This is a genomic window from Streptomyces sp. NPDC048331 (assembly GCF_043201215.1).
GTDB lineage: Bacteria > Actinomycetota > Actinomycetes > Streptomycetales > Streptomycetaceae > Streptomyces.
In genome coordinates, this window is the sequence record NZ_JBICYT010000001.1 from 97,011 (window position 1) to 109,571 (window position 12,561).

Annotated in this window: 13 protein-coding genes; 4 read left to right on the forward strand and 9 right to left on the reverse strand. The window is 73.1% G+C overall.

The genetic code is table 11. The annotated features are described in order from the left end of the window. Nucleotides 1-56 precede the first annotated feature (56 nt). Complete coding sequence (locus ACGFYY_RS00420) at nt 57-779, forward strand: CDP-alcohol phosphatidyltransferase family protein (RefSeq protein ID WP_365271908.1); 723 nt, start codon at nt 57-59, stop codon at nt 777-779. Here the strand turns inward: ACGFYY_RS00420 and ACGFYY_RS00425 are convergent. Further along, a complete protein-coding gene (locus tag ACGFYY_RS00425) occupies nt 760-1,263 on the reverse strand; it encodes an adenylyltransferase/cytidyltransferase family protein (RefSeq protein WP_375137962.1) in 504 nt (167 codons plus the stop codon). The two genes, ACGFYY_RS00420 and ACGFYY_RS00425, sit on opposite strands and share 20 nt — an antisense overlap. 150 nt (nt 1,264-1,413) lie before the next feature. Between ACGFYY_RS00425 and ACGFYY_RS00430 the strand changes: the two genes are divergently transcribed. Genes ACGFYY_RS00430 through ACGFYY_RS00440 form a run of 3 tightly spaced genes read left to right on the forward strand, consistent with a single transcriptional unit; the run spans nt 1,414 to nt 5,611 of the window. Continuing rightward, complete coding sequence (locus tag ACGFYY_RS00430) at nt 1,414-2,625, forward strand: glycosyltransferase (RefSeq protein ID WP_393706811.1); 1,212 nt, start codon at nt 1,414-1,416, stop codon at nt 2,623-2,625. Continuing rightward, nucleotides 2,622-4,382 carry a lipopolysaccharide biosynthesis protein gene (locus ACGFYY_RS00435; RefSeq protein WP_365271904.1) on the forward strand — a complete coding sequence of 587 codons (1,761 nt, stop codon included), beginning with the start codon at nt 2,622-2,624 and terminating at the stop codon, nt 4,380-4,382. The genes ACGFYY_RS00430 and ACGFYY_RS00435 overlap by 4 nt, the downstream gene beginning before the upstream one ends. Continuing rightward, nucleotides 4,379-5,611, forward strand: a complete 1,233-nt coding sequence (locus ACGFYY_RS00440) for a hypothetical protein (protein WP_393706418.1) — start codon at nt 4,379-4,381, stop codon at nt 5,609-5,611. Before ACGFYY_RS00435 ends, ACGFYY_RS00440 begins: the two co-directional genes overlap by 4 nt. A gap of 14 nt (nt 5,612-5,625) precedes the next feature. On the opposite strand, the gene ACGFYY_RS00445 is transcribed toward ACGFYY_RS00440, so the two are convergent. The 8 genes from ACGFYY_RS00445 to ACGFYY_RS00480 form a co-directional block, all read right to left on the reverse strand. After that, on the reverse strand, nt 5,626-6,702 hold the full coding sequence (locus ACGFYY_RS00445; RefSeq protein ID WP_393706419.1) for a CE1758 family FMN-dependent luciferase-like monooxygenase: 1,077 nt from the start codon (nt 6,700-6,702) through the stop codon (nt 5,626-5,628). Nucleotides 6,703-6,760: 58 nt separating this feature from the next. Beyond that, entirely contained in the window at nt 6,761-7,618 is an 858-nt protein-coding gene (locus ACGFYY_RS00450) for a shikimate dehydrogenase (protein ID WP_393706420.1), read from the reverse strand. Then, on the reverse strand, nt 7,615-9,219 hold the full coding sequence (gene aroB / locus ACGFYY_RS00455) for a 3-dehydroquinate synthase (protein WP_393706421.1): 1,605 nt from the start codon (nt 9,217-9,219) through the stop codon (nt 7,615-7,617). The genes ACGFYY_RS00450 and aroB overlap by 4 nt, the downstream gene beginning before the upstream one ends. Further along, on the reverse strand, nt 9,216-9,734 hold the full coding sequence (locus tag ACGFYY_RS00460) for a shikimate kinase (protein WP_393706422.1): 519 nt from the start codon (nt 9,732-9,734) through the stop codon (nt 9,216-9,218). Before ACGFYY_RS00460 ends, aroB begins: the two co-directional genes overlap by 4 nt. After that, nucleotides 9,731-10,915, reverse strand: coding sequence for a chorismate synthase (gene aroC / locus ACGFYY_RS00465; protein ID WP_393706813.1), 1,185 nt, complete (start codon nt 10,913-10,915; stop codon nt 9,731-9,733). Before aroC ends, ACGFYY_RS00460 begins: the two co-directional genes overlap by 4 nt. 30 nt (nt 10,916-10,945) lie before the next feature. Beyond that, a complete protein-coding gene (locus tag ACGFYY_RS00470; protein ID WP_393706423.1) occupies nt 10,946-11,659 on the reverse strand; it encodes an SDR family oxidoreductase in 714 nt (237 codons plus the stop codon). Between the two features lie 19 nt (nt 11,660-11,678). Beyond that, a complete protein-coding gene (locus tag ACGFYY_RS00475; protein ID WP_393706424.1) occupies nt 11,679-12,371 on the reverse strand; it encodes a DsbA family protein in 693 nt (230 codons plus the stop codon). A 10-nt stretch (nt 12,372-12,381) separates the two neighbouring features. After that, nucleotides 12,382-12,561: hypothetical protein (locus ACGFYY_RS00480; protein WP_393706425.1), on the reverse strand; the 180-nt coding region annotated here is incomplete at its 5' end.

The window sequence follows — 12,561 nt, forward strand, 5'->3', positions numbered from 1 at the left end:
CTCCCTCGTTCGTGCTGCGATGATGTGTTCGACATCATCTCGGAGGGGGTCCCTGTATGGGCAGAGTCACGACCGCGCTGCGGGAACTGCGCGGAGCGCAGAAGTCGGCGAAGGGGGTGTCGCTCTACTCCCGGTTCGTCAACCGGCCCACCGGGCGGTACCTGGCCGCCGGTTCGTACGCGCTGGGGCTCACCCCGAACCAGGTGACGCTGATCAGTGCCGCCTTCAGCTTCGCCGCCGTGGCCGCGGTCGCGCTGGCCGCCCCCTCGTGGGGGCTGGGGATCGCGGTGTGGGCCGCCCTCGCCGTCGGTTTCGCCTTCGACTCGGCCGACGGGCAGCTGGCCCGGCTGCGCGGCGGCGGCAGCGCGGCCGGCGAATGGCTCGACCACGTGGTGGACGCGGGCAAGCTCACCGCCCTGCACTCCTGTGTGCTGATCGCCTTCTACCGCTTCCCCGAGGCGTACGGGACGGGCTCGGACGGCTGGCTGCTGGTGCCGCTGGGCTTCCAGTTCGCAGCGGTGGTGACCTTCTTCGGCGGACTGCTGACCGAGAAGCTCAAGCCGAAGCCGGCCCCCGGCAGCGCGGCGGCCGCGCCGTCGACCGCGCGCGCGGTGGCCCTGCTGCCCGTGGACTACGGGGTGTTCTGCCTGGTGTTCCTGCTGCTCGGCGGCGGGAAGCTGTTCGCCTGGGCGTACGCGGGACTGGGCGCGGTCGCCGCGCTGTTCCTGCTGGCGTTCCTCGCGAAGTGGTTCCGGGAGCTCAGCGCCGTTCGCCGGTGACCTGGCCCGGTGCCTGGGCCGGTTCCGCCAGCGCGTCCAGTGCCCGGCGCAGCTGGGTGCTGGACGTGTGCACGGTGTAGGGGAAGTACACGACGTCGACGCCGTGGGCGGCGAAGTCCTTCTCCAAGCGGTCGCCCTTGGGCGTGCCGCGCCAGTCGTCGCCCTTGAAGATGACGTCGAAGCGGACCTGCTTCCAGGTCTCCACCTTGTCGGGAACCGTCTCGACGAAGGCCGCGTCGACGTACTTGACGCTGCGGACGATCTCCAGCCGCTCGACGAGCGGGATCATCGGGCGGCGCCCCTTGGCCAGCTCGGCCATCTCGTCCGAGACCACGCCGGCGACCAGATAGTCGCACTGGCTCCGGGCATGCCGAAGGATGTTGAGATGCCCGATGTGGAACAGATCGTAGGCGCCGGGCGCGTAGCCGACTCGATACGGCCTACGCGCAGGCGCAGCAAGGTCGGACATGTCGTGCTCCGTCATCTTTTACCCCCAGCAGCCACACCCCCCGGTGTAGCGGATTAGCAGACAATAGCGTGCACGTTCCGCACCACGCGGGTGAACGAATAGGGTGACGTGCGCATCATCCAGGGGAGAAGGGGACGCTCAGTGTCCAGATCCGGTCACCGGCGCATGCTGCTGGTTTCCACCAATTACGCTCCGGAGCACGCGGGGATCGGCCCGTACGCGACCCAGATCGCGGAGCACTGGGCGGATCTCGGTCACGAGACCCACGTGCTGGCGGGCATGCCGCACTACCCGGCGTGGTCGCTCGAACCCGAGTACAAGGGGGCGTTCCAGCGCACGGAACAGCGCGCGGGGGTCACCGTGCACCGGCGTGCGCACACCGTGCCGCCGCGCCAGACCGCCGTGAAGCGCGCTCTTTTCGAAGGATCGATTCTGCTGCACGGCGCCGTGGCCCCGCCGCGGATGCCGAAGCCCGACGCGATCCTCGCCCAGATGCCCAGCCTGGCCGGTGGAGTGCTCGCCGCCCGGCTCGCGGCGCGCTGGAAGGTCCCGTACATCCCGGTCGTCCAGGACCTGATGGGCGCCGCCGCCGCGCAGAGCGGGATCAGCGGCGGCGACAAGGCCGCCCTGATCGCCGGCCGCGCCGAGGCGTACGCCCTCAAGCGCGCCACCCTCGTCGGCGTCATCCACGAGACCTTCGTGGACCGGGTCGTCGGCATGGGTGTGGACCCGGACAAGATCCGTCTCGTCCCCAACTGGTCGCACGTCCCCGTGCCCACCAAGCCGCGCGGGGAGACCCGCCACCACCTCGGCTGGGCCCCGGGCGAGACCGTCGTGCTGCACTCCGGGAACATGGGCCTCAAGCAGGGACTGGAAGTCCTCGTGGGCGCCGCCCGGCTGGATCCGAGCGTCCGTTTCGTCCTGATGGGCGACGGCAGTCAGCGGTCGGCTCTGTCCGATCTCGCGGCGGATGTGCCGAATCTGGACATCATCCCCCCTGCCGCTGACGGCGAGTTCCCGGATATCCTCGCGGCGGCGGACGTACTCGCGGTCACTCAGCACGCCGCCGTGCTGGACATGAGCGTCCCGTCGAAGCTGACCTCCTACTTCCAGACCGGTCGGCCCGTCGTCGCCTCCGTGGCGGCGGAGGGCGGTACCGCCCAGGAGGTGGAACGCTCGGGCGCCGGGGTACTCGTACCCCCGGAGAACCCCGAGGCACTGCTGAAGGCCGTACGGGCCCTGGCCGAGGACCCGGAAGGCGCGGACGCACTGGGAGCGGCCGGACCCCGCCACGTGGCGGCGCATCTGAGCCGTGAGGCGGGCCTGGCCCGCATCGACGCACTGATAGACGAAGCACTTGGGGGACCCCGGCCGTGATCGAGACGAACCGCCCTGCAGCGGCACCGGTCGACGACGAACCCGATCTCCTCAGAGATCAGTTCCGGCAGCTCCTGCGCTACCGCAGGCTCATCGGCGCGGGCATCGGGATCGGTCTGCTGGGCGGCGTCTACCTCGGCATCTCCACGGCCGACACGTATGTCGCGACCGCCGACGTCGTCCTGCGCGCGCCCACCGACGACCCGTTCAACCCGAGCCTCGCCCCGGACAAGGCGATCAACATCGGCTCGGAGCGCCAGGTCGCGCTCAGCTCCTCCATAGCCAACGAGGCGGCGAAGAAGCTCGGCGTGGGCGCGTCCGGCTTCGCCGCCCTGCGCAGCGGGCTGCAGGTCACCAACCCGCCGCAGACCATGGTGCTGCGCTTCACGTACACCGCGGACTCCCCCAAGGAGGCCGCCAAGCGCGCCAACACGATGACCGAGGCGTACCTGCTGAAGCGGCAGGAGGCCCTCGACGCCACCCGCGACAAGATGGTCAAGGGGTACAAGGAGCAGCGCGACCCGATCGCCAAGCAGCTCGACGAGCTGTCGAAGGAGATCGCCCGGATGCCGGCCGGCGCCGGACGCGATGCCGCCAGCTCCTCCAAGACCGACCTGCAGAGCGAGGTCGGCGGCTACAACACCAAGATCACCAAGCTTGAGGCCCTGGACATGACCCCGGGCCGCGTCACCAGCGCGGCGACCGCGCCCACCGCCACCGACGGACCCGGCATCCTCATGTCGCTCGCGCTCGGCGCGGCCGTGGGCCTCGCCCTCGGGCTGCTGGCCGCCTGGGTCCGGCTGGTCTTCGACCCGGCCCCGCGCTCCGAGGGCGATGTGGCGCGCGCGCTGCGCGCACCCGTGCTCGGCTACCTGCCCCGGGACCGGACGGGCGGCGGACCGCTGCTCGCCGCCGGTGAGGCCGATCCCCGGCTCGCCGAGGAGTACCGCTCGGTGGCCTTCCGCCTCGCCTACGACGCCCGTTTCGCCGACCGGCGCCGCCTGCTCGTCGTCGCTCCGCGCGGCAGCAGCGAGACCGCCGCCGCGGTGGCCGTGAACCTCGCCGCCTCCTTCGCCGAGACCGGCAAGGACGTCCTCCTCATCGAGGCCGATCTGCGCACCCCGGTCCTGGCCAGCCAGCTGCCGACGGACGCCGGCGGCCGGCCGCGCTGGAGCCAGACCCCGGGCAGCCCGGGCGGCGGCGGCCGGCACTCGGACACCGAGTGGCCCGACGGACGTCAGCTCGTCGTGGACGCCGGTGAGTCCGGATCCTTCGACCTGATCCCCGGCGAGCGGGCGCGCAACGTCCCGCGCTCGCTGACCTCGGCCCGCGCCACCCGGCTGATCTCCGAGGCCGACTCCCCCAACTCCACGGTCGTCGTGCTCGCGCCGCCCGTGCTCTCCTACGCCGACGCCCTGGCCCTCGTCGACCGCGTCGACGGCGTCCTGGTCGTCGCCGACCCGCGCGCCGTGCACCGCACCGACCTGTCCCGGATCCGCGAGCTGATCAGCGGCGCCGGCGGCACCGTGCTCGGCGCGGTGCTGCACGCGCCGCTGCCCGGCGAGAAGCGCGGCAAGGGCAAGGGCGGCCCGGCCCCCGTCGGCCCCGGCGCCGGTCCCGGGACCGCGGCGAAGTCCGGCAAGCCCGTGCCGCAGCCCCAGCCGATCCCGTACGAAGTGGCCGAGCCCGAACAGCACATCCCCGGTGACGGCACCGACACCGTCGCGCTGCGCACCGTCCGCATGGGCCGCAGATGAGCCGACGCGGCCTCGCCGCGGTCGCGTCGGTCCTGGACCAGGCGGCGTCCAGCGCCACGAACATCCTGGTGCTGGTGCTGGCCGCCCGGCTGTCCTCGGCGTCCGGGTTCGCCGACTTCTCGATGGTGTACGTGACCTTCAGCGTGCTCCTCGGGCTGAACATGGCCTACGTCGGCCAGAGCCTGGTCCTGGAGAAGGGCGAGAGGCTCGGTGCCGAGTGCCGCTCGGCCGTGGGCTTCACCGCCGCCGGATCGGCCGCCGTGGGCGGCCTGCTCGCGGTGGTGGGGCTCGCGCTCCCCGGGGCCACCGGGACGGCCTTCCTCTCGCTGGGCCTCGTCCTGCCGCTGGTGCTCCTCCAGGACGGCCTGCGGTACTGCTTCTCCGCGCTGCGCGCCCCCGAGCGGGCGCTGGCCGCCGACGCGTTGCGGCTGGTGTGCGTGGTCGCGGCGCTGGCCGTGCAGCCCGAAGGGGCCTCGGCCGGGCGGCTGGTGCTCGCGTGGGGGCTCTCCGCGCTGCCGGCGCTGGGCCTGGGGCTGTGGCTGCTGCGGCCGTACGTGCGCGGCGGCCGGGCCGACCTGCGGCCGTACCTGCGGCGCGGTCACCTCGGGCAGCGGTTCGTGATCGAGTTCGCGGTGGGCAACGGCTCCAGCCAGCTCGCCGTCCTGGGCCTCGGCGTCTTCGCGACGCCGCTGGCCGTCGGCGCGCTGCGCGGTGCGACGACGCTCTTCGGACCGCTGAACGTGCTGTTCAACTCCGCGAACGCCTTCGGCCCGCCGGTCCTCGGGCGGCTCGGCGGCAAGCGGGCCACGGTGCGGGCCACGGCCGCGCTGGGCCTCGTCCTCGCGGCGGTCGGCGCGGGCTGGGCCACGGCCCTGTACCTGCTGCCGGACCGGCTGGGCCGCGAGCTGCTGGGCGACACCTGGGCGGGCGCGTCCGCGCTGCTGCCGGCCACGGGGGCGCAGTACGCCGTGATGGGGCTCGGCACGTGCGCGCTGCTGACCCTGCGGGTGCTCGCCCCGAAGGCCACGCTGTCGTTGCAGGTGGTCTTCTCGCTGCTGTCCGTGGGGCTGCTGCTCGGCGGGTACGCGCTCTGGGGTATGGCGGGCGCCGCGTGGGGCCTGGCGGCCGGGTCGGCCCTCAAGGCACTGGCCGCCTGGTGGCGGGTCACCCGCCTGCCGGCCGCGGCCGCCGCGCGCGACGACGACCCCGTACCGGCGCCGGCCGCCTGACCCCTCCCCCAGGCCTACGCTCGCGGGGCCGAGGGGTGGCGGGGGGCGTTCGGGACGTCCGGGCGGCGGACCGCCTCCATCTCCTTGCGGAGCACCGGGACGACCTCCGTGCCGAGGATCTCGATCTGTTCGAGCGCCGCCTCCAGCGGGATCCCCGCGTGGTCCACGTGGAAGAGCTGGCGGTGGTAGTCGCCGTAGATCTCGCGGAAGTCGAGCGTCTTGTCGATGGCCTGTTGCGGGCTGCCGACGGTCAGCGGGGTCCGCTCGACGACGTCCTCCAGGGACGCGCCGCCACCGTAGACGGGTGAGCGGTCGAAGTACGGGCGGAAGCCCTTGAAGGCCTCCTGGGAGCGGGCCTTGAGGAAGGTCTGGCCCCCGAGGCCGACGACGGCCTGCTCCGGGGTGCCGTGGCCGTGGTGTGCGTACCGCTCACGGTAGAACTCGACGAGCTGCTTGTAGTGGCCGGTCGGCGCGAAGATGTTGTTGGCGAAGAAGCCGTCGCCGTAGAAGGCGGCCTGCTCCGCGACCTCGGCGGAGCGGACGGAGCCGTGCCAGACGAAGGGCGGTACGCCGTCCAGTGGGCGCGGCGTGGAGGTGAAGCCCTGGAGCGGTGTGCGGAACCGGCCCTGCCGGCTGACGTTCTCCTTCCGCCACAGGGTGTGGAGCAGTTCGTAGTTCTCGGCCGCGAGCGGTATCGCCCGGCGCGGGTCCTGACCGAACCAGGGGTAGACGGCCGGGGTGTTGCCGCGGCCCAGCATGAGGTCCAGCCGCCCGTCGGCCAGGTGCTGGAGCGTCGCGTAGTCCTCGGCGATCTTCACCGGGTCGTTGGTCGTGATCAGCGTGGTCGAGGTGGAGAGGATGATCTCGGACGTGCGGGCCGCGATGTACGCGAGGAGCGTCGGCGGTGACGAGGGCACGAAGGGCGGATTGTGGTGCTCGCCGGTGGCGAACACGTCCAGCCCGACCTCCTCCGCCTTCACCGCCATGGCGGCCATCATCTTGATCCGCTCGTTCTCGGTCGGCCTGCGCCCGGTCGTCGGATCGGTGGTGACGTCCCCGATCGTGAAGATGCCGAACTGGACTGCGCTCATGGGTCTTCCTCTCCTGCGGTGGTCGTACGCGGTGGTGCGGGCGGGCGGGCGGGCGGTGTCAGCACATCGCCGCGGCGGTGGCCAGGGCCGCGCCGCCCACCGCGCGCATCCGGGCGAGCGGGGCCGGGCCGCGGCCGGTCATGAGCTCGACCTGGCGGGTCGCCTGATGGACGAGCAGGTCGAGGCCGCTGAGGACCGGTCCGCCGGCGGCGGACCAGGCTGCGGCGAGCGGGGTCGGCCACGGGTCGTAGACGACGTCGAAGAGGGCTCCCGGCCGGGGCGGGACGGCGGAGGCGAGGGCGTCGGAGGCGCCCTTGGGGGTGGTCGACAGGACCAGGGGCGCGGTCAGCGCGGCGCCGGCGCGCTCCCACGCGAGCGTCCGGACGTCGACCCCGAGCCGGTCTCCCCACGCGCGCATCTCGGCGGCGCGCTCGGGGCCGCGCACGCAGACGGTGACCGGGCCGGAGCCGAGTTCCGCGAGGGCGGCGAGCGCGGAGGCGGCGGTGGCGCCCGCGCCGAGCACGGTGGCGGACTCCACCCGGTGCACGCCCCGCTCGCGCAGGGCGGCGACCAGACCGGGGATGTCGGTGTTGTCGCCGGTCAGGCGCCCGTCGGGGGTCCGCAGTACGGTGTTGACGCTCTCCACGGCGGCGGCGCGCGCGGTGACCTCGTCCAGCAGCGGGATGACGGCCCGCTTGAGCGGCATGGTCAGTGACAGGCCTGCCCACGTGGGGCCTTCGGCCCGGTCGCGCAGCCGGGCGAGGAAGCCGGGCAGGGCCGGCTCGTCCACCTCGTAGCGGTCGTAGGACCAGTGGTCGAGGCCGAGCACCCGGTAGGCGCAGCTGTGGAGCGCCGGCGAGAGCGAGTGGGCGACGGGCGATCCGAGGACGGCGGCCCGGCGCGGGCGCCGGCTCAACGGTCCGCTCCCGCGTCCGCTCCGGCGTCCGCTCCGGCGAGCGACCGCAGGGCCAGCAGGTAGGAGTCCGTGCCCAGTCCGGCGATGGTGCCACTGGCGACCGGTGAGATCACCGACCGGTGCCGGAAGGGCTCGCGGGCGTGCGGGTTGGAGAGGTGGACCTCGATCAGCGGGGCCGTGCGCTGTGCCACCGCGTCGCGGAGGGCGTAGGAGTAGTGGGTGAAGGCCGCCGGGTTGAGGACGACGGGCAGCGCGAGGTCGGCGGCCTCGTGCAGCCAGTGGATCAGCTCGGCCTCGTCGTCGCTCCGGCGCACCTCGACGTCGAGCCCGAGCTCCTTGCCGAGGCTCCGGCAGGCGTCGGCGAGTTGCGCGTACGAGGTGGTCCCGTAGATCCCGGGCTCCCGGGAGCCGAGACGGCCGAGGTTCGGGCCGTTGAGGACGAGGACGCGCCGGGGCTCGCCCGACCACTCGCCCGACCGCCCGGCCGGATCCGGCGCCGGGGCGGCGATCCGCGCGTACGCGGTTTCGAGCATGTCGGGGGCGGGGCCCGCGAGTACCGCGGGCCGGCCCACCGCGTCGAGGACGATGAAGCGGAGCCGGTCGCCGCGGGTCTTCTTGTCCAGCCGCATGGTTTCCAGGAGCGCGGGCCACCGGTCGGCGCGGTAGTCGACGGGCAGGCCGACCGAGGTCAGGATCGCCCGATGGCGTGCCACCCCCTCGACCGGCAGGCGCCCGTCCAGAGCGGCGAGTTCGGCGGCGAAGACCATGCCGACGGACACCGCCTCGCCGTGCCGCCAGGTGTAGCGCTCGTTCTTCTCGATGGCGTGCGCGAGGGTGTGGCCGTAGTTGAGGACCTCGCGCGGTCCGGCCTCCTTGAGGTCACCGGCGACCACGTGGGCCTTGACCTGGACGGACCGGCGGATCAGTTCGGGCAGATGGGGGCCCTCGGGGCCGCGGGCACCGGTCGGGTCGGCCTCGATCAGGTCGAGGATCACCGGGTCGGAGACGAACCCGGCCTTGATGATCTCGGCGAGACCGCTGACGTGGTCGTCGACCGGCAGCGAGTCGAGGGCCGCGAGGTCGCAGAGCACGCCGGCCGGCGGGTGGAAGGCGCCGACGAGGTTCTTGCCCTCGGCGGTGTTGATGCCGGTCTTGCCGCCCACGGCCGCGTCCACCATCGCGAGGACCGTGGTCGGTACGGCGACCCAGCGCACCCCGCGCAGCCAGGTCGCGGCGACGAAGCCCGCGAGGTCGGTGGTGGCTCCCCCGCCGACGCCGACGATCACGTCGGTGCGGGTGAAGCCGGCACGGCCGAGCCGCTGCCAGCAGTCCGCCGCCACCTCCGCGGTCTTCGCCGCCTCGGCGTCCGGTACCCGCAGGGTGATCGTCTCGTGGCCGAGCCCCTCGACCAGGTCCCGCAGCCGGCCCGCCATCGCGGTCAGCGCCTCGGGGTGGATCAGCGCGACCCGGCGGGCGTGCGGTCCGATCAGCCGGTGCAACTCGGCCCGATCCTCCAGGATCCGCCGCCCGACCAGGACCTCGTACGCCTCGGCCGCCGCGCTCGCGTCGACCCGGATCCGCGTCACTGACTGCCCGGTCATGCCTTCTCCCGCTCCCATTCTTCGGTGACCGCGCGCTCGATCTCGTGCGGAGTGCGGCCGTCCGTCGCTACGACGGCCCGCGCGAGACCGAGGTACAGCGCGCGCCGGTCCGCCATCAGCCGCTCCCAGCGCCGCCGCGGATCGTCCGCGAGCAGCGGTCGGCCGGCACCCTCGCCGAGGCGCTTCATGGCCTCGTCGACCCGTACGTCGAGGAAGACCGTGGGCAGTCCGGCCAGCAGGGCGCGCGTGCCCGCGTGCAGGACCGCGCCGCCGCCGAGGGCGAGCACCCCGGTGTGTGCGGCGGCGGCGTGGGCCACCGCCTCGTGCTCCAGCGCGCGGAAGGCCGGCTCGCCGTCGGTGGTGATGATGTCCGCGACCGTTCGGCCGGTACGCCTCTCCACCTCTTGGTCGGTGTCGAGGAAGGACACGCCGAGTCGCTCGGCGAGCAGGGCTCCTACCGTGGACTTGCCGGACCCCATCGGTCCGACGAGGACGACCAGTGGTCCGGCGGTCACCGGATCTGCAGGTGGTCGAGGTACGAGCGGACGTTGCGGCGGGTCTCCGGCACGGAGTCACCACCGAACTTCTCCACGACCGCGTCGGCCAGGACCAGGGCCACCATCGCCTCGGCGACGATGCCCGCGGCCGGCACGGCACACACGTCGGAACGCTGGTGGTGGGCCACCGCCGCCTCACCCGTCGCCACGTCCACCGTCGCGAGCGCCTTCGGCACCGTCGCGATCGGCTTCATCGCGGCACGGACCCGCAGCAGCTCACCGGTGGTGAGACCGCCCTCGGTGCCGCCGGAGCGGCCGGAGGTCCGCTTCAGGCCCTCGGGGGTGGAGACGATCTCGTCGTGCGCCTCGGAGCCGGGCACGCGGGCGAGATCGAAGCCGTCGCCGACCTCGACGCCCTTGATCGCCTGAATGCCCATCAGCGCAGCGGCCAGACGTGCGTCGAGCCGGCGGTCCCAGTGGACGTGCGAGCCGAGGCCGACAGGCACCCCGTACGCCAGCACCTCCACCACTCCCCCCAAGGTGTCGCCGTCCTTGTGGGCCTGGTCGATCTCCGCCACCATCGCCTTCGACGCGTCGGCGTCGAGGCAGCGCACCGGGTCGGCATCCAGCTTCTCCACATCGGCGGGGGTCGGGTACACGCCGTACGGGGCCTTGGCCGAGGCCAGCTCCACCACGTGCGAGACGATCTCGATCCCCGCGACCTCCTTCAGGAAGGACCGGGCGACCGCGCCGAGCGCCACCCGGGCGGCCGTCTCCCGGGCGCTGGCGCGCTCCAGGATCGGCCGGGCCTCGGAGAAGCCGTACTTCTGCATGCCGGCCAGGTCGGCGTGACCGGGCCGCGGACGGGTCAGCGCCGCGTTACGACCGGTCTCCTTCAACAGCGAGGGATCGACCGGGTCGGCCGACATCACCGTCTCCCACTTCGGCCACTCGGTGTTGCCGATCATGACCGCGACCGGACCGCCCTGGGACAGGCCGTGCCGGACACCACCCAGGAAGGTGATCTCGTCCTGCTCGAACTTCATCCGGGCACCGCGGCCATGGCCGAGTCGGCGACGGGCCAAGTGGTCGGCCACCAGCTCGGTGGTGACGGGGACACCGGCGGGAAGACCCTCCAGCGTCGCCACCAGTGCCGGTCCGTGGGACTCCCCGGCGGTCAGCCAACGCAACCTGCTCAGCACTTTCTCACTTCTCCTTGTCGGGGGATCTCAGACCACGGTCTTCTTGTCGAGCACCATGTCGTGGCCGACGACGAAGGACGCCTCGTCGGAACACAGCCACACCACCGTCTCGGCCACCTCCTCGGCGGTCGCCCCGTCCGCGTGGTGCGTACCCGCCTCGTGCGCCGGGCCGGGGCTGATCGCGTTGATCCGGACGCCCTTGCCGATGTACTCGTGGGCGGCGGTACGGGTCAGGGCGCTCAGCGCCGCCTTCGACGCCGCGTAGGCGCTCATGCCCACCAGCCGACCGCTGTTGGCCATGTTGCAGGCGGTGTTCACGATCACTCCGCGCCCGTGGGACTCCATGTGCGCGAGCTCGTGCTTCATCGCCATGAAGACCCCGGTGAGGTTGGCGGCGAGGGTGTCCGCCCACACGTCCTCGGCGATGTCGGCGACGTTGCTGTTCGGCCCGGTGACGGTGGCGTTGTTGAAGGCGATGTCGAGCGCGCCGAACCGCTCCACGGTCGCCGCCACCATGTGCGCCGCGGCGGCCGAGCCGCCCCGCGTCAGGTCGGCCACCACGCTGTGGGCCTCGCCCCCCGCGTCGCGGATCAGCTTCAGCGTGCCCGCCAGTTCCTCCGGGTCGGGCCCGGCCACCAGGACGCGTGCGCCCTCCCGGGCGAAGGCGACGGCCGCCGCCCGGCAGATGCCGTCGCCGGCTCCCGCGACCAGGGCGACCCTTCCGGCGAATCGTGCTGACATGGATCGCGCTCCTCTTTCTCTACTGATCTCGGTGAAGGGTGTCGAGCAGTTCGTCGGCCCAGGCCGTGCTGTAGGCGTCCAAGCGGGGCAGGCCGCCCTCGTAGGGGGATCCCGTCCAGGTGAAGGTGGCACCGGGGTTGTGCGAGGCGTAGCCGCCGGCCGCGAAGAAGTGCGGGCTGCCTTGGATCTGCGGGCCCTCGGCCGTGCCCCACTGCTCGTAGACCTCGGCACGTCCGCTGCCCTTGGCCAGCGCCGCGGCCAATGCCTTCGCGTCGACGTGCTCGCACCGCTCGGCGAGGTCCAGGATCACCGCGTGGACGCTGATGCACCTGCTGTCGGCGTAGAAGGCCTTGCGCAGCGCGCTGTCCAGTTCGTCGCTGCCGCGCAGTCCCCCGATCCCGGGGTCCTTGGCGGCCTGGACCGCCTCCAGCGCGGGCAGCGTGGTCACGGGGTAGGCGTGCGTCGGGCCGTTCCACAGCCGCCAGCCGAGTTCGGGGCGGTGCGCGGCGATCGCCTGGACCTCCGGGTCCACGATGAACTTGGGGGTGGGTTCCCGGTTGAACAGTTCCAGTGGGAAGGCCCTGTGGTCGACGGCCAGTGCGACCTCCCGCCGCTCGGCGGCGGCGTGCAGGGTGTGCAGGGCGAGACTCGCCCAGGGGCAGCCGATGTCCGACCAGACGGTGACCGTCGGGGTGGCGGTGGAGTTCACCATGTCCGTTCCTTCACTGGGTACGGGGGTTCGGGGGCGCGGGGGTGCGGGCGCGGGTGCGGGTGCGCCCGGCCGCCCGGCCGCCGCGCGGCGGGCGGGCGCCCCCCCGGCCGAGGGCGCCCCGGCCGGCGTACACGCCCCCCCCCGGGTTGTAATCGATACGGCGCGCCACGGCGGCGCGGGGCCACCACCG